Here is a 19857-nt window from a genome sequence, read left to right as displayed (position 1 = left end):
GTTCTTCGCAGCCGCTTCGTCACCCCAGAGTCACGACGAGCCCGGCAGGTAGCGGATGCGTACGGCGTTGCGGACGGGCTTGCCGTCTTGGTCGTCGGTGTACTCGGTGATCTTGACGTAGCCGTGTTCGTCGTAGATGCGGCCCAGCTCGGGACTGTCGGCCCAGTGGTCCAGGGCCAGCGCGGGAGCGCCGTGCGCTTGGGCGAGCCGTTCGGCCTCTTCGAGCAGGGCCGCCCCGACGTCCTGGCCGTCGGGGCCGCGGTCGGTCATCACGGTGTGGATGAACATGGATCCTTCGGGCACCGCGCCGGCGGGGACCCGCGGTGGGACCATGGGCGCCGCGGCCAGCATCCCGACGCACCGGCCGTCGCGTTCGGCCAGGGTGATGACGCCTTGGCGGGTCCAGTCGGCGATCCGGTCGGGGAAGCCGGGGATGCGGGAGAACGGCACCGCTCCCCACTGCTCCGGGCGGCCCCGGGCGACGAGCCAGGCATGGACGGAGTCCATCAGGGTCAGCAGGGCCGAGACATCGTCGGCTGTCGCCGGTCGCAGTTCGAGGGAAGGACGTGGCATTGCGGCCTCCGGGAGAGCTAAGCTGCACATTGCCTAATTGATTCAACTTTCTAAGGATTAGATTGTCAAAGCAACTGAAGGTTCAGGCCGTGAGCAGGGCCGTTCAGGAGCTGCAGGATGCCACCGATCTCATCGACGAGCTGGCGGCCCGACGCCTCGGCATCAACCGCACCGACCTGAGATGCTTGAGCAGGTTGACCGCCCGCGGCCCGCTCACCGCGAGCGAGCTGGCGGCCGCGGCCGGTCTCACCGGAGGCGCCACCACCACCGCCATCGACCGGTTGGAGCGGGCCGGCCTGGCCGGACGGGTCCGCGACACAGCTGACCGGCGTCGTGTCCTGGTGCACCTGACCGAACAGGGCCAAAGAGCCATTCAGGAGATTTGGGGACCGATCGCCGCCGACGCCCAGGCCGAGCTTCTCCAGTTCAGCGTCGCCGAGCTCGAACTCATCGAGACCTTCCTGCGCCGTGCGCTGCACAATCAGGCCCATCATGCCGATCGCTTGCGCGACGAGACCCTGGGAACCTGACTGCGCCGTCGTCGCCTTGCGCGCGACGAAGGTCCCGTCAGACGATCATCCGAGGACGAGCGGGAGCTTCGCGGCCAGCTCGCCCAGTGCGGCCTTCTCCGCGTCGGTCGCGGCACGCCGTCCCGTGCCGACCAGCAGCGCGTCCTTGTCGGAGAACGACGCAGGGAACGCCGCCCCGGCGATCTTCTCCAGCATCTCGCGGGACCGGGCGAGCCCCTCGGCCGGCGGTTCCGCCACGTCCGGGAGGTGCGCGACCAGGTCGAGGTGGTGCAGCGTCCACTCCAGGACGTACGCGGAGAGGTAGTCGCCCGCGGTGAGGACCACGTCGCGGGTGGCCACCCGGAGGCCCGGGTCGGCGAGTTCGGCGGCCCGGCCGGCGGCGGAGCCGACGTCGTCGAGGTGGAACTTGAGCAGCCAGGGCTCCTCGTACGCGGCGGCCAGCCGGACGGTCAGCGCGTCGAGCGGGTCGTCGCCGGTCGGCGGCGTTTCTGCGACCTCCCAGTAGGTCACCGCGTCGCGGGTCGGTTCGGCTTCTGCGGGGGTCACGAGGGTGATCAGGACGTCCTGAGCGTCAATGATCAGGTGGCACACCAGGTCCCGCACGAGCCAGCCGGTACAGCCGGACGGCTGTGCGAAGTCCTCGTCCGGGAGTTCGGCGACCGCCGCGCGCAACGCCGTCCAAGAGCGCGAGAAGAGATCCACATCGGCAAGGTAGTGCGGTGCCGCAATGGCGGACAAGCGCATTTGCACGGGGTGGAGCGCGTCGGTGTCCGCCGCCCTGCAGGCGCACGACGCAGCTTGCGGACGCCGGCCAGCAGAGGGGCGATGCAGATGCCATGGCAGAGCCGTAGATCACGCCGCTGCTGCGATGGGAGACAGGTATTCAGGCTGGAATATGCGGAAGGTATGGTGAGGACTTGTGACGACGTTTCGGATCAGCGAGGCCGCGGCGCTGCTCGGAGTCAGCTCCGACACCATCCGCCGGTGGGTGGACGCCGGCCGGTTGGGGGCCGAGCGCGATGAGCAGGGCCACCGGCGGGTCAATGGCGCCGACCTCGCGGCTTTCGCCCGTTCGCAGATCGAGACCGCCGGCGACGGTGGCCGCTCCTCGGCGCGTAACCGCTTTCGCGGGATCGTCACCGAGGTGATCCGCGATGCGGTGATGGCGCAGGTGGAGATCGCCGCGGGGCCGTTCCGGGTGGTGTCGCTGATGAGCCGCCAGGCCGCCGACGAGCTGGGCCTGGAGGCGGGGGTGGTGGCGGTCGCCGTGATCAAGTCCACCAACGTCGTCGTGGAGATTCCCGGTCACGAGCGCGTGGCCAGTCATTCGTGAGGAGCCTCTTGGTGTTCAGGCGTCTTTCCCGATGGGCGATCGCCGTGCCCGTCGCGCTCGCGCTGGCGGGCCTGTCCGGTTGCGGCTCCGGCGAACCGGCGGCGTCCACGTCCTCCGCCTCGGGGTCCGCCGGCGGGGGTGCGAAGGAGGTGACGGTGTTCGCGGCGGCGTCGCTGACCGGGACCTTCACCGAGCTGGGCAAGAGCTTCGAGGCCGCGCATCCGGGTACGACGGTGAAGTTCAACTTCGGCTCCAGCGCCACGTTGGCCCAGCAGATCGTCCAGGGGGCTCCGGCGGACGTGTTCGCGGCGGCGAGCCCGGCCACGATGAAGACGGTCACCGACGCGTCGCCGGCGAGTTCGCCGACCACGTTCGCGCGTAACAAGCTGCAGATCGCCGTGCCCGCCGGCAACCCGGCCAAGGTGGACGAGCTGAAGGACCTGGCCGATCCCAAGGTGAAGGTGGCGCTCTGCGCCGAGCAGGTGCCGTGCGGGGCGGCGGCGGTCAAGGCGCTGAACGCGGCGGGGCTGAAGGTCAGGCCGGTGACGCTGGAGCAGGACGTCAAGGCCACCCTGACCAAGGTGGAACTGGGCGAGGTGGACGCGGCGCTGGTCTACAAGACCGACGTGATCGCCTCGGCGGGCAAGGTGCAGGGCATCGCCTTCCCCGAGGCAGATCAGGCGATCAATGACTACCCGATCGCCACCGTGGCCAAGGCTCCCGCCGGTGACCTGGCACAGCAGTTCGTCGACCTGGTGCTGTCGCAGCAGGGCAAGGACGTGCTGACCAAGGCCGGCTTCGAGGCGCCCTGATCCCGCATGAGCTCTTCTGCGTCGGAACAGATCGGCTCAGCGGGCCCGCGTGGCGGACCCGCCGGGCGGGCGGCCGCGGGCCGCGAGGTCTCCGGGCGGCCGCCGTGGATGCTGGTCGTGCCCGCCCTGGCAGGGCTGACTTTCCTGGTGTTGCCGCTGGCCGGGTTGCTGATCCGGGCCCCCTGGGCCACGCTGCCGCAACGGCTGGCCGAGCCACACGTGCTGGAGGCGCTGCGGCTGTCGCTGGTGACCGCCACCGTCGCCACCGCCCTGTGCCTGCTGCTCGGCGTGCCGCTGGCCTGGCTGCTGGCCCGGGCGGAGTTCCCGGGCCAGCGCCTGGTACGGGCGCTGGTCACCGTGCCGCTGGTGCTGCCGCCGGTGGTCGGCGGTGTCGCGCTGCTGCTCGTGCTGGGCCGGCGGGGCCTGGTCGGGCAGTGGCTGGAGGCCTCCTTCGGGATCACGCTGCCGTTCACCACGGCGGGCGTGATCCTGGCCGAGGCGTTCGTCGCGATGCCCTTTCTGGTGATCAGCGTGGAGGGTGCGCTGCGCGGCGCCGACCAGCGCTTCGAGGAGGCCGCCGCCACGCTCGGCGCCTCGCGCTGGACGGTGTTCCGGCGCGTGACGCTGCCCATGGTCATGCCGGGCGTGGTGGCCGGGGCGGTGTTGTGCTGGGCGCGGGCGCTGGGCGAGTTCGGCGCGACGATCACGTTCGCGGGCAACTTCCCCGGCACCACCCGCACCATGCCCCTGGCGGTCTACCTGGCCCTGGAAACCGAGCCGGAGGCGGCGATCGTGCTCAGTCTGGTGTTGCTGGCCGTCTCAGTGGTCATTCTGGCCAGCCTGCGCGACCGGTGGGTGAGCGCGCCATGACCCTCGACGCCCGGCTGGTGGTCACCCGGACCGCCTTCACTCTCGACATCGCCCTGCAGGTCGCCCCCGGCGAGGTGGTCGCGCTGCTCGGCCCCAACGGCGCCGGCAAGACCACCGCCCTGCGCGCGCTGGCCGGGCTCGCCCGCATGTCCGGCGGGGAGATCAGCCTGGGCGGCAGGCCCCTGCACACGCTGCCCGCCGAAAGCCGCCCGATCGGCATGGTCTTCCAGGACTACCTGCTCTTCCCGCATCTGTCGGCGCTGGACAACGTCGCCTTCGGGCCGCGCTGCCAGGGAGTGCCCAAAGCCGAGGCCCGCCGTACCGCCGCCGGCCTGCTGGATCGGGTCGGCCTGGCCGGCCGCGCCGCCGCCAAACCGCGGCAGTTGTCCGGCGGCCAGGCCCAGCGGGTCGCGCTCGCCCGCGCGCTGGCCGTGCAGCCCGAGCTGCTGCTGCTGGACGAGCCGCTGGCCGCCCTCGACGCCCACACCCGGCTGGAGATCCGCTCCCAGCTGCGCCGCCACCTGTCCGACTTCGACGGCGCCACCGTGCTGGTCACCCACGACCCGCTGGACGCCATGGTGCTGGCCGACCGGCTGATCGTCATCGAGCACGGCGCCATCGTCCAGCAGGGCGCCCCGGCAGAGGTCGCCCGCCACCCGCGCACCGACTACGTGGCCCGCCTGGTCGGGCTCAACCTGTATCGCGGCGTGGCGGACGGGACCCAGGTCAAGGTCGGCGAGGTGCTGCTGCACACCTCCGCCCACCTCGACGGTCCCGCGTTCGTCGCCTTCCCGCCCGCCGCCGTGGCGCTGTACCGAACCCGCCCCGACGGCAGCCCCCGCAATCTCTGGCAGGCCCGCATCGAGGGCATCGAACGGCACGGCGACAACGTACGCGTCCACCTCGACGGCCCCATCACCGCCTTCGCCGACATCACCCCCGCCGCCCTCGCCGACCTCGACCTGACCCCCGGCCAGCAAATCTGGGCCTCGGTCAAGGCCACAGAGACCCACGCCTACCCCGCATGAACGGGCTCCCGCCGGACGGCCACCACGACTGCAACGCCATCTGCCTCGGCGGGCCCTGTCACGGCCTGCTCCTGCGGCCTAGCCCGCTGACCGGTCGTCGGCGCACACCCCGATCTCGGTGACCTGGCTGATGTGCCGCGCTCCGCAAGCGCGGCGTCCGGTCGAAGAAGCGGCGGCGCCTGCTCGCTTGAGAGCCGGCAGTGCCGGGATCGTGGCCAGGAGCACGGCGGTCAGTGCGGCGATGCCGACGAACGTCTGCTGCACCCCGGCGGCGTCAGCGAGCAGGCCGAAGTATGCCGGGCCGGCGAGGAAGCCGAGATAGGCGACCGTGGAGATGGCGGACGTGGCTCGTCCCCGCGACTCGTCGGGGACCGGTCGGAGCCCGTAGGACAGCAAGGTGGGAAAGAGCACCGAAGTGCCCACGGCGGCAGCGACGATGCCCGCCAGCGCGAGCGGCAGCACGGGCGCGAACGCTGTCAGGACGCCTCCGGTCGTGGCGATCACGCTTCCCACGGCCAACGCGGTGATCGGACGGCGCAAGGTGATCGTGGCGGCGGCGAAACGGGCCACGGCGACCGTCGTGGCGAACACCGCCGGCGCGACGGCAGCCAGCGCCGGCGAGGCGGTGAACTCGTCGGCCAGCAGGACCGCACCCCAGGACTGGTAGGCATTCTCCGACGCGAACGCCAACGCGCCGATCAGGCCCACTCCGAGCAGGGGGATCCACCATGACAGGCCGACAACGCGCCCCGGCGCGTCCTGGCCCCGAGGTGCGACAGGGTCCTGCGCGGAGGCCGAGCGCGTCGCGGCGACGACGGCCAGCCCGAGAGCCACGGTGACGGCGGCGCCCGCGGCGAAGTTCACCAGCAGGCTGTCCGCCATTCCGGCGAGCGCGCCGGCACCCAGGCTCGAGACCGCGACGGTGGCGGAGAACGCCGCGTGCGAACGGGCCACGACGGGGCGTCCAGTCCGCTTCTCGACCGTCGCCGCCAGCGTGTTGAGCGCCACATCAGCCGCTCCCGAACTCGCTCCCACCAGGAGGATGCCGGCGCACAGCGCGGCATAGCCGACCGACGCGACGGAGACCACGACGCCCATGACACCCAGCAGCGCGAGCAGCACTCCGGCGACACGCAGCCCAAGCGCGTCGACGAGCAGCCCGGTCAGCAACATGGCGGGCAGAGCTCCGGCGCCCACGAAGAGCAGCGCGACGCCGAACTCCGCATCGCTCACACCGGCCTGGCTTCGCAGCAGGGGAAGGGTGGCACCCCACACCCCCCAGAAGGCGCCGAATCCGGCGAAGCCGAGGAACGGCGCCGCACGGAACACCCCAGCGATCGAAGTCGACATATGTGTAACGCTACACAAGTAGGATGATCCTGTGTCAACTGACCGCAGACGCGTGACGCTGAAGGATGTGGCCGCTCGTGCGGGGGTGTCACCCATGACCGCCTCCTACACCTTCAACCGGCCTGCCCGAGTCGCGCCCGCGACCCGCGACCGCGTCCGCCGCGCGGCCGGCGAGCTGGGGTATCGCCCCGACGCCGTGGGCCGCGCGCTGAAATCCGGCCGTACGCATCAGATCGGGGTGGTTTTCAGCGAGCACCTGACATACGCCTTCGACGACCCCCAGGCGGCACAGTTCCTGGCCGGGGTCGCAGAGGTCTGCGTCGAGGAAGACCGGGGCCTCACCTTCATCCCGACACGGGGCGACGCCGCCGATGCCGATCGTGTGCTGTCCGCGGCAGTCGACGGCTTCGTGCTGTGGACCACCGCAGAGGACGATCCGGTGCTGGCGGCGATCGCCGGCGACCCCCGCCCCGCCGTCATCCAGGGCGGTCCGCAACGCCCGGGGATCGCGTGCGTCACCCAGGACGACTACCGGGCCGCCCTCGCGGTCGCCGCCCACGGACTCCGCGAAGGCCGGACGCCCGCAGTGATCTCATTCCCCCTCGATCGCGACCGCGAGCACAAGCTGACGACCGGCGCGAACCTCCCGCCACACGCACCGTTCCCCGTCACCGACGCCCGCCTGCGCGGCTATCGCGCCGCCATCGAACAAGCCGGGCTGAGCTGGGCGAACACCCCGATCGTTGTCGTGGCTCGCAACACCCAGCGAGACGGCCTCGCGGCAGCGCGAGACCTCGCGCCCCAGCTCGCCCCCGACGCGCTCATCATCGCCATGAGCGACGAACTCGCGCTGGGCGCACTCCAGGCCCTCCGCGAAACTCACCCGGAGGCTTCCTACCTCGGTTGGGACGCATCACCAGCCGCCCGGCGCCTCGGCATCACGTCCGTCACGAACCCGCTACGAGACCAAGGCCGTCACTGCGCGCGGCTGGCACTCGACCCCGACCGACCGTACGACCAAGAGATCCCGTGGACCATCACGTCCGGGGCGCCCGTTCGAGGTGCCCGCCTGCGGAATGAGCCGGACGCACCCCTTGAGCCCGACTACGCTCCCTAAGAGCGACATTCGTGGGGGTGGAGGGGTGAGTGACGGTCAACGGGGCGGTTAACCATCAGGCGACGACGGCGGCGCCTGCGGCCGGTGAGGCGGTCGGGCGGGTGCTCGGCACCCAGGCGGCCTCGCCGTTGTCGTTCTGGGTGGGCCTGGAGCCGGGCAAGGTCGTCCAGCTCGACGACGTGGTGGTGACCAGACGCGAGGTGCCGGGCTACGGCCAGGTGCTGGTGGCGGGTGTGGTGACGACGGTGGAGGCCAGGCACGAGGGTGCCGCGTACGACTCCGACGTCTTCCTGATCGCCGACGGCGCGTTGCCGGCCGCGGTGGTCGAGGTGGCGGAGGTGCGGGTGACGAGGGTCGAGCCGGAGGTGTTCGTGCCGCCGCTGCCTGGCTCCAAGGTCTACCTCGCCGGTTCGGGTGACCGTGATCAGGCGCTGTATTTCGACGTGATGGATCGGCGGATCCCGCTGGGGATGGGCCGCGACGGCCAGCCGCTGTACGTCAACTTCGACTTCCTCGACGGCACCCGCGGCGCGCACGTGTCGATCTCCGGCGTGTCCGGCGTGGCCACCAAGACCTCGTTCGCCACGTTCCTGCTCTACTCGATCTTCAATTCGGGCGTCCTGGAGGGCGAGGCGGCCAACACCAAGGCGCTGATCTTCTCCGTCAAGGGCGAGGACCTGCTCTTCCTCGACCACGACAACGTCCGGCTCGACGAGCGCGCCGCCGGCGTCTACGCGCGGCTGGGGCTGCCGGCCAGGGCGTTCGGCAGCGTCCACGTGTTCGCGCCGCCCCGCCCCGGCGATCCCAACGGCGTGCCGCACGTCTCGGCCCGCACGCAGGGGGTGAGCTCCTTCTACTGGACGCTGGTGGAGTTCTGCGAGGAGGAGCTGCTGCGGTTCGTGTTCGCCGACGCCGACGACGAGCGGGCCGGCTACTCGCTGCTGGTGGGGCAGGTGGCCGCCCGGCTGAAGGCGTGGGCCGAGCCGGTGGGCGACGGCGGCGCGGTCATGGTGCGCGGCATCGCCTGCCGTACGTTCGCCGACCTCGTGGAGATGCTGTCCGACCAGTTGCAGGACGAGAGCGCGCGCGGCGAGTGGAGCGGCGCGCAGACGCCGCTCGGCACCGTCAACGCCTTCCTGCGCCGGCTGCGCAGCGCGGTGCGCCCGCTGTCCCCGATCATCCGGGGCGACCTGCCGTTCTACCGCAACCACTCGGTCCGCACCTCTGATGCGCAGGTGTCGATCGTGGACCTGCACAACCTGCCGGAGCGGGCGCAGCGGTTCGTGGTGGGCGTGGTGCTGCGCGGGGAGTTCCACCGCAAGGAGTCCTCGGGCACGGCCCGGCCGCTGCTGTTCGTGGTGCTGGACGAGCTGAACAAGTACGCGCCGCGCGAGGGCGACTCCCCCATCAAGGAGATCCTGCTGGACGTGGCCGAGCGGGGCCGCTCGCTCGGCGTCATCCTCATCGGCGCCCAGCAGACGGCCTCGGAGGTGGAGCGGCGCATCGTCTCCAACAGCGCCGTACGCGTCGCGGGCCGGCTGGACCCGGCCGAGGCCGCCCGGTCCGAGTACGGCTGGCTGCCTCCGGCCGTGCGGGAACGCGCGACGATCGCCAAGCCGGGCACCATGTTCGTCGCCCAGCCGGAGATCCCGGTGCCGCTGGCCGTCGCGTTCCCCTTCCCGGCCTGGGCGACCCGGCCGGCCGAGGCCGCGACCCAGCCGGCGAAGGTCTCGGCCGATCCGTTCCAGGGCCTGCCCGGCGCCGAAGACGACATCCCGCCCTTCTGACCACAGGTGGTTTCGTGAAGATCCTGCACACCGCGGACTGGCACGTGGGCAAGGTGCTCAAGGGCCGCCCCCGCCTCGACGAGCACCGGGCCGTGCTCCGCGAGCTGGTCGCCGCCGCCCGCACCCACGACGTGGACGCCGTCATCGTGGCCGGCGACCTGTTCGACACCTCCGCGCCCACGCCCGAGGCGCAGTCGCTGGTGCTCAACGCGCTCATGGCGCTGCGCGGCGACGGCCGCGACGTGGTGGTGCTGGCCGGCAACCACGACAACCCGCAGCTGCTGGAGGTCTACCGGCCGGTGCTCGGCAAGCTCGGCCTGCACGTCATCGGCTCGTTCCGGCGCCCGGACGCGGGCGGCACCCTCGCCTTCACGGCGCGCTCCGGGGAGCCGGTGCGGCTGGCCGTGCTGCCGTTCCTGTCGCACCGGTACGTCGTACGCGCCGCCGAGGTCCTCACCGGCACCGCCGCCGACCACAACCGCGACTACGCGTCCCGCATCGGCGAGCTGATCGGCGCGCTCACCGCGGGCTTCCACGCCGACACCGTCAACCTGGTCACCACCCACGGCACGCTGCCCGGCGGCGCCTTCGGCGGCGGCGAACGGGAGGCGCAGTCCATCTTCTCCTACTACTTCGAGCCGACCGCGTTCCCGCCCGCCACCCAGTACGCCGCCCTCGGCCACCTGCACCGCCGCCAGCAGATCCCCGGCCCGTGCCCGATCTGGTACAGCGGCTCGCCCCTGAACGTGGACTTCGGCGAGGAGGGCAACACCCCGGGCGCGCTGCTGGTCGAGGTCTCGCCGGGGCGGCCCGCCGTGGTGAGCGAGCTGACGTTCAGCTCGGCCCGCCGCCTGCGTACCGTGCGCGGCACACTGGAGCAGCTGGAGGGGATCGAGCCGGGCGACGACTGGCTGAAGGTGATCGTGGAGGAGAAGCCACGCGTCGGCCTGGCCGACGACGTGCGCGAGCTGCTGTCCGGCGCCGTCGACGTCATGCTGGACGAGCGGTTCAGGCCGGTGCCCGCCACCCGCAGGACCGGCTCGGCCGAGCGCAGCCCGCGCGAGCTGTTCCGCGACTACCTGACCGCCACCGGCCGCCACGACGAGCAGGTGGCCGCCCTGTTCGACCGGCTCTACGACGAGGTGACCGGCTGATGCGCCCCCTGCTGCTGCACCTTGACCACTTCGGCAGCTTCCGCGAGCCGGTGACCGTCGACTTCTCCGACACCGAGTACTTCGCGCTCGTGGGCCCGACCGGCGCGGGCAAGAGCACGATCATCGACGCGATCTGCTTCGCCCTGTACGGCACCGTGCCGCGCTGGGGCAGGGAGGGCGCCGTCGCCCACGCCCTGGCCCCGTCCGTCGCCGCCGGCAAGGTGGCGATGGTGTTCGACAGCGACGGCCGGCGCTACGGCGTGGTCCGCGCGATGGTGCGCGACGCCAAGGGCGCGGTGCGCACCAAGGAGGCCAGGCTCGACGAGCTGGACGGCGCCGCGCCGCTCGGGCAGGCGTTCGACGCGGTGCTCAAGCCGATCGCCGAGGGCGAGAACGTCACCCCGGAGGCGCAGCGGGTGACCGGGCTGGAGTACCGGTTCTTCACCCAGTGCGTGGTGCTGCCGCAGGGCCGCTTCGCGGAGTTCCTGCACGCCGCGCCGCGCGAGCGGCAGGACCTGCTGGTGCAGCTGCTCGACGCCGACGTCTACGAGCGGATCAGGCAGAGCGCCGCCCGCGAGGAGGAGGCCGCCAAGCAGGCCGCCTCCTTCGCCCGCGACCAGCTCGCCAAGCTGTCCGGCGCGACGGAGGAGGCCGAGCGGGAGCTGAGCGAGCGGCTGGCGGCGCTGCGGCGGCTGGCCGAGACCATCGGCGCCGACCTGGATCTGCTGCGGGCCCGCGAGGGCGACATCCGCCGCGCCGAGCAGGAGCGGGCCGCCGTGGCAGCACGCCAGTCGGTCCTGTCGTCGCTGCGCCTGCCTGCCGCCGTTCCCGATCTGGCCGCGGCCCGCCGCGCCGCCGCCGAGTCGGTCCAGACGCTGGCCGCCGACGTGGCCAGGCTGGCGGCCGACGAGCACGAGGCGTACGAGGCGCTGACCGCGCTCGGCGACCGCGGCGCTCCCCGGGCGGCCTTGGCCGCGCTGGACGCCCGCGAACGCCTGCAGGCCGAGGCCGCGCGCGCCGGCACGGCCGCCACGTCGGCCGCCGCGTCACTCGAGGGCCTGACCGCCGAGCGGGCCGCCGCCGAACAAGCGCTCGCCGCCGCCGAGGCCCAGCGGGACCGCCTGCGTGCCGCCCACGCCGCTGCCCACCTGCTCAACCGGCTGGCCGTCGGCGAGCCGTGCCCCGTCTGCCGGCACCCGGTCGCCGAACTGCCCCATCACGAGCCTCCCGCCGACATGCGCACAGCCGACCGCACACTGGCGAACGCCCGCGAACGTGCCCAGCGCGCCGCAGCCGCCCACGCCAAGGCCGAGACCTCCGCGTCGATGCTGGCCACGCAGGCCGCCCGGCTGGAGTCCGAGCTGGCCGCGCTGCCCGCCCCCGGCGACCGCGCCGAGCTGGAGGCGCGGCTGGCCGCCATCGCCAAGGCCGACCAGCTCGCCACCCAGACCCGCAACGCCGTACGCGCCGCACGTGGCGAGCTGGAACGGGCGCGGGCCGCGGCCGAGCAGGTCGAGCGCCAGACCGAGTCCGCCTGGCGCACGCTGGAGAGCGCCCGCGACCGGCTGCTGGTGGCCGGCGCCCAGGACGACCCGCCGCCGCCCCTCCCCCGCGAGGACCTGCACCGGGCCTGGACCGAGCTGCTCGCCTGGCGCGACCGCGCCGCCCAGGCCGCACTCGCCGCGCTCGCCGACCGCGACCAGCAGCTCGCCCAGGCCCGCGACCGGCTCGCCGCCGACCGCCGCAGGCTGGCCGAGCGCCTGGCCGAGCACGGCGTCGTCACCCCGCGCGACGCCTCACCCGACCAGCTCGGCGCCGCCGTCGCCGGCTCCGTCGCCCGCGCCGACAGCGCCCTCGACCGGCTCAAGGAGGACCGCAAGCGCGCCGCCGACCTGGGGGACCAGGTCGCCCAGAAGGAGCACGAGGCCAAGGTCGCCCACGAGCTCGCCCTGCGCCTGCGCGCCAACGCGTTCGAGCGCTGGCTGTGCGCCGAGGCCCTCGCCGTGCTCGTCGCCTCCGCCTCCGACACGCTGCGCGAGCTGTCCGACGGCCAGTACGAGCTCGCGCTGGCCGACAAGACCGGCGACATCGAGGTCATCGACTACGGCGAGGCCGGCATGCGGCGCAGCGCCCGCACCCTGTCCGGTGGCGAGACCTTCCAGGCCGCCCTCGCCCTGGCGCTGGCCCTGTCCGGCGCCGTCGCCAGGAGACTCGACTCGATCTTCCTGGACGAGGGCTTCGGCACCCTCGACCCCGCCACGCTCGACACCGTCGCCACCACCCTCGAACGCCTCGCCGCCGGCCAGGAACGCATGATCGGCATCGTCACCCACGTGCCCGCGCTGGCCGACCGCGTGCCGGTGCGCTTCGAGGTCAGCCGCGACGCCAAGGGCTCCCACGTACGGAAGGCGGCCATCGCCCCATGACGAGCTTCACCGTCGACCCGTGGGACCCGGGCTACGCCGCCGCCCTCGCCGTAGAGAACCTCTCCGAGCTCGGCCCCACCACCGCCGAGCTCATCCTCGACATCGAACACCCGGCCGCCGACTGGAAGCCCGTCACACCCGGACCCGACGCCTCCGCCCCCGAGACCCTGCTCGTCGCCGACGGCGTGCGCAGAATCGACGCCCGCGTCTGGGTCCACGACCCCGACGCGCCCATGCCCGTCCCCGGCATCGCCGCCTCGTACGCGGCCGGGATCGTCCGCTGCGGCCCGGACGGCGCCGACCTGGCCGACATCCAGGTCAACCGGACGCTGATCTCCGCCTCCCCGCACGCGCCCGAGGTCAAGACCACACACGCCACCTACCACCCCAGCAAGGCCGCCGACGCCTCCTTCGAGGAGCTGTCCCTGGCGCTGCAACGGCAGGTCACCCAGCTCGAGGTGGACCTGGCCGTCCGGCACCGCAACCGCGGCGACGACCTGCTCCTGGTCGACGGGCCGCTGCGCGGGCGTACGCACCTGCCGCGCACGGTCGGCTACATCAAGACCCACCACACCGCCTACCTGCCGCCGCCCCAGTCCGCGGTCGTCGCCGCACTCACCCCCGGCCAGCGCACCCCGGTGTTCCTCATGGGCACCAGCTGGCGGCGACACGCCTGGTACCTGCGGCTCCCCGTCCAGTCGGCCGCGCCCTGGGCGGGCGTGGCACGCTGCGAGGCCAGCGCCGACCTGGACCCGGCCCAGGTCGTACGGCTGGCCGACGCGGTCACCCTCGCGCTGCCCCCGCTGGCCGGCGTCGACTACAAGGACCCGCGCGCCCCGCAGAACCTGGTCCCGATCGGCGGCCTGGAGAAACTCCTGCGCCACCACCTGGGCGACAATCGCCTGCTCTACCGCGCGCTACGCACAGCGGCGGCCGGATAGACCTTCAAGGCGGCGAGAATGGTCCTTATGGACTCGCCCTTGGAGCAAACGCCGAGAAACCGGCCAAAGCATCAAAGAAAACGGCAGTGGTCTCGGCCTTGCCATCTCGCAGGCCATCGCCCAGGCGCACCAGGGAACCTTGACCGTGGAGGACTCACCGCAAGGCGCCAAATTCGTCCTGCGCCTCCCCCTGACAACTGACTGAGACTACTCCCGGCGTTGTAGGCCGGTCATTCGCTGATCCGGGTGGGGTACCGCAGAGGACTCCCCCTGAGGGATGCCTCTCACCGGTGGCTGGACGACGATGTCGAACCATGAGCGCCTTCCGGGAGACACCACTGTGATGCGAAAGCGAAGAGTCGTGAAGATCGTCCGCTTGCTCCTTGTTGTCCTCGTCGGCGTGCTGGCCGCGGGAGTAGCCGGGCTTCTCCTCTGGAACGGGGCCATCGACACCGCGCCGCGCCGGGGGCTCCTGCCAAGCGTCCAGATCGATCTGCGGACGGCCAAGACACCGCTCGGGCCGATCGAGTACGACCTGTACGGCACGGAAGGCCCCGTGGTGTTGTCCGTTCACCCCGGGCTCGGCGGAGCCGATCAGGGCCGCTTGTTCGCCAACTGGCTGCAGCGGGACGGGTTCCGCATCCTGAGCCCCTCTCGGCCGGGCTACCTCGGCACCCCGCTGGAGAGCGGCCGGACCAACGAAGAGCAGGCCGACCTGCTCGCCGCGCTGCTGGATGAGCTCGGCGTCGACCGCGTCGGGGTCCTCGCGATCTCGGCAGGGAGTCCGGTGGGCTACACCTTCGCGCACGCCATCCGGACCGGATCTGGGGGTTGGTCTCCATCAGCGGAGTGAGCAAACCACAGCCCAGCCAGCCGGGCTCGCCGCTGCAGAGAATCTTCCTGAACACCGTCGGCGAGAAGCTCACCCGGCTCACGGCGAAGCTCTCGTTCGGGACCGTCGTCGCGGCGACGCTGGACGAGACCAGCACCTTCACCGAGCGGCAGCGGGCGGAACGCATGTCGTACATCATGAACACGCCACATGTGCGGATGCTCTTCGAGGCGATCTTCGATACGACATTTCCCTACGAGAAACGCTGGCCAGGGACCGACAACGACGCGGCGCAAGCCCGGCGTGGCGGTTTGCCCCTGGAGCAGATCGCGGCTCCGACCTTGCTGATCCACGGCAGGCAGGACGGCGATGTGCCTTTCGAGCATGGGGAGTTCGCGGCCGAGCGGATACCCCATGCGGAACGGCACTGGATAGAGCACGACGACCACCTGGGCTTCTGGCTCAGCCCGGGCGCGGGCCAGGCACAGTCCGTGGCTAGAGCGTTCCTCCGGCGACACGCAGCGAGCACCTGAGTGCTCGGCCGGCGGGCGGGCACGCCGGCCCCGCGGCACATCGTGATCACAGGTGCTTCCTGAGGTCGTCCACGTCGAGTAGAGGGAGGCCCCAGCGCAGCGCGGCGACCTCCAGGTCCGCGGCCGTCGCCATGGTTCCATCGGAGTTCATGACCTCGCAGCACACCCCGACCGGCGGTAGCCCGGCCGCCACGCACATGGTGACGGTGGCCTCGGTGTGACCGGCGCGCTCGGTGAGACCACCGGGGCGTGCGGCCAGCGGGAAGACATGCCCCGGCCGGAGGAAGTCGGTCGGCTTGGACTCCGGGTGGGCCAGGCGGCGTACGGTCGCGGCACGCTCGGCCGCCGACACTCCGGTGCCGGTCCCGGTCGCCAGATCCACCGGGACATGGGGACGGGTGCCATGCCGATCCCCCGGTCCAGGGACGGGTCCGATCTCCAGACGGTCGAGAACCTCCGGCGCGCACGGCACGGCCGGATGGCCACAGACCTGGGTGAGCAGGAAGGTGAACGCCTCCGGGCGCAGGCGCGCCCCCGCGAACACCACGTCGCCCTCCCCCTCCCGGTCGGGATCCCAGATCATCACGGCTCCTCCGGACGCGAGTCGGGCCACCGCCTTCTGCAGGCCATGCCCGCCCGAAACCCGTCCAGCCCAGGGCAACGCCGCGACCACCTCGGTCACCGCCCGTTCCGGGCCGGACGGCCAGCGCCGCACCAGGCGGGTGACCAGGTCGGGCTCCAGGTTCACGCGATCGCCGACCGACAGGTCGGAGAGCGTGGTGGCCTGCAACGTCGCGGGAACCAGCGCCACGCAGAACCGGTCGCGAGACACTTCGGCCACGGTCAGGCTGACACCGTCGACCGCGATCGACAGCCCGGACCCGGTGATCTTCCTGGAGCCGAAGAAGCACTACTTCTCCCCGAGGAGGTGGACACCAGCCGCCCGGTACCGCCGATCGGACGCGCGATCGTGCGGCGTCCCGGCGCCGACGCCACCCTCATCGCGTACGGCCCCTCCGTGCCGGTGGCGCTCGCAGCGGCCGAGTTGGCCGCCACCGAAGGGTGCGACCTAGTACTCCAGTGACACTTGGCAATCTTGAGGACTTGGGGTCACATGGCGACGGCCACCGCGTGATCATTCGGAGTTTGTGAGAACAACCAAAGATCGTGCGGTGGCCGCGAGCCACAGCGTAGACCCTGACGGCTGGATGGTCATCTTCAACGAGCTGATGGCTCGGATCGCCGGCCGGTTCGGCCGCGTCGAACCGCGGCGTGCGGCAACCGCCTATGTGCGCGGGCTGCTGGCTGACATCGACCGCAAGAACTGCTGGAACCTGGCCGAACACGCCGGGCTGACCGGGCCGCAGGCGCTGCAGCGGCTGCTGCGCACCGCCCGCTGGGACGCCGACGCGGTGCGCGATGACGTCCGCGATTTCACCGTCGACCGGCTCGGTCCCGACGGCGTGCTGATCGTGGACGAGACCGGATTCGTCAAGAAGGGCGTCGGTTCGGCCGGGGTGCAGCGGCAATACAGCGGCACCGCGGGCCGGATCGAAAACTGCCAGATCGGTGTGTTCCTCGCCTACGCCACCCCGGCGGGACGCGCGCTGCTGGACCGGCGGCTCTACGTGCCCGAGCACACCTGGCTGGCCGACCCTGGCCGCTGCCTCGCGGCAGGTGTCCCGGACGAGATCGCCTTCGCCACCAAGCCCGCCCTGGCCACGGCCATGGTGCTGGCCGCCCTCGAGGCCGGCGTGCCCGCCCATTGGGTGACCGGCGATGAGGTCTACGGGCAAGACCCGCGCCTGCGCGCCGCCTTGGAGGAGCGCCGGATGGGGTACGTGCTGGCGATCGCGGGCAACCGGCGGGTCGAACTCGAGGGCGCCCAGGTGAGCGCGGCCGAGGTCGCCACGCGAGTGTCCGATCGGCACTGGCACCGCTACCGCGCCGGTCAAGGTGCCAAGGGCCCCCGCTGGTACGCCTGGGCCTGGGCACGGATCGACGAAAGCGAGGCCCACGGATATCGGTGGCTGCTGATCCGACGCAACCTGACCACCGGCGAGCTGGCGTTCTACCGCTGCTACGCGCCCACCCGGCAGCCCCTGATGGCCCTGGTCAAGATCGCTGGAATTCGATGGGCGGTTGAGGAGTCCTTCCAAGCCGCCAAGGGCCAGGTCGGGCTGGACCACTACCAGGTACGCGACTGGACGGCCTGGCACCGGCACATCACCCTGGCCATGCTCGCGCTGGCCCTGCTGGTGGCCGTCGCCGCCGCCCAGCCACCCAGTGACCAGGACCGCATCCCGCTGACACTGCCCGAGATCCGCCGGCTGCTCGCCGTACTCGTGCTGACCTGGCACCGCTCGATCACCCATGTCCTGCGCTGGTCAGACTGGCGCCGCCGACACCAAGCCACCGCCCGACGCTGCCACTACCAGCGCAGATCCGAGCCATGATCGCGAAATGTCACTGGAGTCAACACCGTTGAGTTAACGCCGTGACCTGGCCGTCAAGCCCTCCTCCATCACCATCACCTGGGCTTCGAGTGTGTAGTGCTGGACGGTTGCGGGGTGCTGGAGGGAGTTCTTGCTGTATTTGCTGGTCGGATTCTTCCGCGTTCGGGCCTTGACGCGCTGACGGTGGCGGCCAGGGTGCAGGTTGTCGAGAATGGCGCGGCCGATCGCGCCGGTCAGCACTGCGATGCCACTGATCAGGATCCCACTGGCGGTGGTTACCTGGTCCCGTGCAGCGTCCAGGGCCACGGTGAAGCTGATCCGGTCCGGGTCCAGCCGCGGGTGGCCGGCGATGGCGTCCCCGGAGATCCGAACCAAGGCTTGGTAGACGGTCAGTAGCGCGTAAATCTCCTGATCGATGTCCTGCAGGCAGCGTGAGCGCAGGACCCGGCCTTGCAGCATGGTGGCCTTGATCGAGAAGTACGCCGTCTCCGCCTGCCACCTGTCGTGGTAGAGCGCGACCAGTTCGCGGGCGGGGTAGCGGTTATGGTCGGTCAGGCTGGTGGCAAGACGCCACTGCTCACGACGCGCTGTGCCGTCGGCGTAGGTGACCATGATCCATGCCTCGATGATCCGCACCGGCAGTTTCCCCAGGCCGAACGTCGACAGGTAGGAGCCGTCGGGCAGTCTCTTGATGATCAGTGGGTGGCGCCGAGCGCCGGAACGGCAGAGGAACTCCGCTCCTGTGGAACGCAGTTGGAGCAGAAAGGGCCAGCCATCGAAGCCCGTGTCCAGCAGCACGAGCATGCCTGAAGCGAGCCTGTCCAGCAGCCGCTGGGCGTATCCGGTCTCTCCCACCGTCTCCGGTCCGAATGCGGCCCCGAGCACGGCTCGGGTGCCGCATTCGATCAATAGCAGCAGTCGCAGCAACGGGTAGCCGAACTCCACATCTTCGCCTTTACGCTTTCGCTTGGTGTGCTGGGCGGCGATCGAGTCGCTATCTGCCAAGTGCATCCCGGTGCCGTCGATGGCTACCGTCCGCAAGCCCCGCCAGAATGCCCCGACGGTGTCCGGCCAGGCGAGCGGCCCGGCCAGCGTCTCGAACAATGTCTTGAACGGTGCGCTTCCCACCCGGCGACGTGCACGGCACAACGCCGAGGCGCTCGGCCATGCCGGGCACAGGGCGTCCAGGCTCGCCACGAGCTTGCCCCACACCGCCCGATAGCTGCACTGCTCGAACAGGGCCAGAGCCAGCACGAAGTACACCACCACCCGCGAGGGCAGCAGCCGGATGCGCTTTTGGACTGCTCCTGTCTCCTCCAGCACCGCGTCGACCAGCGTAAAGTCCACTACCTGGGTGAGCTCTCCGAGATGTCCTGGCGCGAATACGCCTGCGGCTACCGTGATCTCTCGAGCGATGACAGACTGCTCCTGCAACGGAACTCCTTGATCAGCTCTCTTGGTCGAAAGCTGATCTACCGGGGTTCCGTTGCGTCATTCAACCCCTTGACGGTCGGTCTACAGCCCTAACTCAACGGTGTTGTCACTGGAGTACTAGGGGTCGTGGACCTGCGCTCGATCGTGCCGTTCGACGACGAGACCGTCATGGCGGAGGTCCGCCGCACCGGGCGAGCGGTGGTGGTGGCCGAGGCCCAGGGCTTTGCGTCGGTCGCCTCGGAGATCGCCGCCCGGGTATCCGAGCAGTGCTTCCACTACCTCGAGGCCCCAGTACGGCGGGTCACCGGGTTCGACATCCCCTACCTGCCTCCCAAACTCGAGCACCATCACCTACCATCCCCCGATCGCATTCTCGACGCCGTCGACGACCTGCAATGGAACCAAGCATGAGTAACCACGTCTTCACCCTCCCCGACCTCGGCGAGGGCCTCACCGAGGCACATCTGGTCCGCTGGCTGGTCAAGCCCGGTGACCAGGTCGCGATCGACGAGCCCATCGCCGAGGTCGAGACCGCCAAGCCGATGGTCGAGGTGCCCTCGCCCTACGGTGGTGTAGTGGCCGAGCTGCACGGCGCCGAAGGCACCACGCTCGAGATCGGCGAGCCGCTGATCACGATCGAGTCCGGGCAGCCGGCCGCTGCGACCATCTACGTCGAAGAGG

At 71.2% G+C, this 19857-nt stretch carries 20 protein-coding genes and 2 pseudogenes; 17 read left to right on the top strand and 5 right to left on the bottom strand.

Annotated elements, in window-relative coordinates; translation table 11 throughout:
* Positions 1-30: 30 nt before the first annotated feature.
* Positions 31-573 carry a GNAT family N-acetyltransferase gene (locus tag ABN273_RS30330; RefSeq protein ID WP_349452464.1) on the bottom strand — a complete coding sequence of 181 codons (543 nt, stop codon included), beginning with the start codon at positions 571-573 and terminating at the stop codon, positions 31-33.
* A gap of 89 nt (positions 574-662) precedes the next feature.
* On the opposite strand from ABN273_RS30330, the gene ABN273_RS30325 reads away from it, so the two are divergent.
* Entirely contained in the window at positions 663-1103 is a 441-nt protein-coding gene (locus tag ABN273_RS30325; protein ID WP_349452463.1) for a MarR family winged helix-turn-helix transcriptional regulator, read from the top strand.
* A gap of 45 nt (positions 1104-1148) precedes the next feature.
* On the opposite strand, the gene ABN273_RS30320 is transcribed toward ABN273_RS30325, so the two are convergent.
* Complete coding sequence (locus tag ABN273_RS30320; protein ID WP_349452462.1) at positions 1149-1805, bottom strand: maleylpyruvate isomerase N-terminal domain-containing protein; 657 nt, start codon at positions 1803-1805, stop codon at positions 1149-1151.
* Positions 1806-2022: 217 nt separating this feature from the next.
* Here ABN273_RS30320 and ABN273_RS30315 point away from each other — a divergent pair, with 217 nt between their 5' ends.
* The 4 genes from ABN273_RS30315 to ABN273_RS30300 are packed head-to-tail and all read left to right on the top strand — an operon-like array spanning position 2023 to position 5146.
* Positions 2023-2436 (top strand): TOBE domain-containing protein, encoded by a 414-nt coding sequence (locus tag ABN273_RS30315; protein ID WP_349452461.1) that lies wholly within the window; start codon positions 2023-2025, stop codon positions 2434-2436.
* A gap of 8 nt (positions 2437-2444) precedes the next feature.
* Positions 2445-3248, top strand: coding sequence for a molybdate ABC transporter substrate-binding protein (gene modA / locus ABN273_RS30310; RefSeq protein WP_349452460.1), 804 nt, complete (start codon positions 2445-2447; stop codon positions 3246-3248).
* A 6-nt stretch (positions 3249-3254) separates the two neighbouring features.
* Positions 3255-4118 (top strand): ABC transporter permease, encoded by an 864-nt coding sequence (locus ABN273_RS30305; protein ID WP_502911152.1) that lies wholly within the window; start codon positions 3255-3257, stop codon positions 4116-4118.
* Positions 4115-5146: an ABC transporter ATP-binding protein gene (locus tag ABN273_RS30300; RefSeq protein ID WP_349452459.1), complete on the top strand. Its 1032-nt coding sequence runs from the start codon at positions 4115-4117 to the stop codon at positions 5144-5146. Before ABN273_RS30305 ends, ABN273_RS30300 begins: the two co-directional genes overlap by 4 nt.
* Positions 5147-5224: 78 nt before the next feature.
* Here the strand turns inward: ABN273_RS30300 and ABN273_RS30295 are convergent, their stop codons facing one another.
* Entirely contained in the window at positions 5225-6496 is a 1272-nt protein-coding gene (locus ABN273_RS30295; RefSeq protein ID WP_349452458.1) for an MFS transporter, read from the bottom strand.
* 31 nt (positions 6497-6527) lie between these two features.
* Between ABN273_RS30295 and ABN273_RS30290 the strand changes: the two genes are divergently transcribed.
* From ABN273_RS30290 to ABN273_RS30255, 8 genes are all read left to right on the top strand, one after another.
* Positions 6528-7613 (top strand): LacI family DNA-binding transcriptional regulator, encoded by a 1086-nt coding sequence (locus tag ABN273_RS30290; protein WP_349452457.1) that lies wholly within the window; start codon positions 6528-6530, stop codon positions 7611-7613.
* Positions 7614-7642: 29 nt separating this feature from the next.
* Positions 7643-9400, top strand: a complete 1758-nt coding sequence (locus ABN273_RS30285) for an ATP-binding protein (protein ID WP_349452456.1) — start codon at positions 7643-7645, stop codon at positions 9398-9400.
* A 14-nt stretch (positions 9401-9414) separates the two neighbouring features.
* Positions 9415-10554, top strand: coding sequence for an exonuclease SbcCD subunit D (locus ABN273_RS30280; protein ID WP_349452455.1), 1140 nt, complete (start codon positions 9415-9417; stop codon positions 10552-10554).
* Positions 10554-12980, top strand: a complete 2427-nt coding sequence (locus ABN273_RS30275) for an AAA family ATPase (protein ID WP_349452454.1) — start codon at positions 10554-10556, stop codon at positions 12978-12980. Before ABN273_RS30280 ends, ABN273_RS30275 begins: the two co-directional genes overlap by 1 nt.
* Positions 12977-13921, top strand: a complete 945-nt coding sequence (locus ABN273_RS30270) for a hypothetical protein (protein WP_349452453.1) — start codon at positions 12977-12979, stop codon at positions 13919-13921. The genes ABN273_RS30275 and ABN273_RS30270 overlap by 4 nt, the downstream gene beginning before the upstream one ends.
* The gene (locus ABN273_RS30265) at positions 13878-14126 is read left to right on the top strand and encodes an ATP-binding protein (RefSeq protein ID WP_349452553.1); all 249 of its coding nucleotides are present in this window, start codon (positions 13878-13880) and stop codon (positions 14124-14126) included. The genes ABN273_RS30270 and ABN273_RS30265 overlap by 44 nt, the downstream gene beginning before the upstream one ends.
* Positions 14127-14297: 171 nt before the next feature.
* Positions 14298-14774 carry an alpha/beta fold hydrolase gene (locus tag ABN273_RS30260; protein ID WP_349452452.1) on the top strand — a complete coding sequence of 159 codons (477 nt, stop codon included), beginning with the start codon at positions 14298-14300 and terminating at the stop codon, positions 14772-14774.
* Entirely contained in the window at positions 14753-15286 is a 534-nt protein-coding gene (locus ABN273_RS30255) for an alpha/beta hydrolase (RefSeq protein ID WP_349452451.1), read from the top strand. Before ABN273_RS30260 ends, ABN273_RS30255 begins: the two co-directional genes overlap by 22 nt.
* A 46-nt stretch (positions 15287-15332) precedes the next feature.
* Here ABN273_RS30255 and ABN273_RS30250 read toward each other — a convergent pair whose 3' ends face one another.
* Positions 15333-16127, bottom strand: a complete 795-nt coding sequence (locus ABN273_RS30250; protein WP_349452450.1) for a 3,4-dihydroxy-2-butanone-4-phosphate synthase — start codon at positions 16125-16127, stop codon at positions 15333-15335.
* A gap of 87 nt (positions 16128-16214) precedes the next feature.
* Between ABN273_RS30250 and ABN273_RS30245 the strand changes: the two genes are divergently transcribed.
* Positions 16215-16370, top strand: a complete 156-nt coding sequence (locus tag ABN273_RS30245) for a transketolase C-terminal domain-containing protein (RefSeq protein ID WP_502911151.1) — start codon at positions 16215-16217, stop codon at positions 16368-16370.
* Positions 16371-16515: 145 nt separating this feature from the next.
* On the top strand, positions 16516-17742 hold the full coding sequence (locus ABN273_RS30240; protein ID WP_349452552.1) for an IS701 family transposase: 1227 nt from the start codon (positions 16516-16518) through the stop codon (positions 17740-17742).
* Between the two features lie 33 nt (positions 17743-17775).
* Here ABN273_RS30240 and ABN273_RS30235 read toward each other — a convergent pair whose 3' ends face one another.
* Positions 17776-19176 (bottom strand): IS4 family transposase, encoded by a 1401-nt coding sequence (locus ABN273_RS30235; RefSeq protein WP_349452449.1) that lies wholly within the window; start codon positions 19174-19176, stop codon positions 17776-17778.
* Between the two features lie 117 nt (positions 19177-19293).
* On the opposite strand from ABN273_RS30235, the pseudogene ABN273_RS30230 reads away from it, so the two are divergent.
* Both ABN273_RS30230 and ABN273_RS59665 read left to right on the top strand, forming a co-directional pair.
* A pseudogene (locus tag ABN273_RS30230) lies at positions 19294-19587 on the top strand (transketolase C-terminal domain-containing protein); the annotation flags it as partial.
* Positions 19572-19802 (top strand): annotated as a pseudogene (locus ABN273_RS59665) (biotin/lipoyl-containing protein); the annotation flags it as partial. The pseudogenes ABN273_RS30230 and ABN273_RS59665, both read left to right, overlap by 16 nt.
* Positions 19803-19857: the final 55 nt, after the last annotated feature.

It is taken from the genome of Nonomuraea sp. B19D2 (assembly GCF_040137845.1).
GTDB lineage: Bacteria > Actinomycetota > Actinomycetes > Streptosporangiales > Streptosporangiaceae > Nonomuraea.
Note: the sequence above shows the minus strand (reverse complement) of the source record. Positions and strands in the feature narration are given on the sequence as shown.

Excerpts from the sequence above, each read along its gene's own strand:
- ABN273_RS30295 (WP_349452458.1), bottom strand. The coding sequence starts at position 6,496 with ATGTCGACTTCGATCGCTGGGGTGTTCCGTGCGGCGCCGTTCCTCGGC.
- ABN273_RS30300 (WP_349452459.1), top strand. The coding sequence starts at position 4,115 with ATGACCCTCGACGCCCGGCTGGTGGTCACCCGGACCGCCTTCACTCTC.
- ABN273_RS30270 (WP_349452453.1), top strand. The coding sequence starts at position 12,977 with ATGACGAGCTTCACCGTCGACCCGTGGGACCCGGGCTACGCCGCCGCC.
- ABN273_RS30330 (WP_349452464.1), bottom strand. The coding sequence starts at position 573 with ATGCCACGTCCTTCCCTCGAACTGCGACCGGCGACAGCCGACGATGTC.
- ABN273_RS30275 (WP_349452454.1), top strand. The coding sequence starts at position 10,554 with ATGCGCCCCCTGCTGCTGCACCTTGACCACTTCGGCAGCTTCCGCGAG.
- ABN273_RS30305 (WP_502911152.1), top strand. The coding sequence starts at position 3,255 with ATGAGCTCTTCTGCGTCGGAACAGATCGGCTCAGCGGGCCCGCGTGGC.
- ABN273_RS30240 (WP_349452552.1), top strand. The coding sequence starts at position 16,516 with ATGGCTCGGATCGCCGGCCGGTTCGGCCGCGTCGAACCGCGGCGTGCG.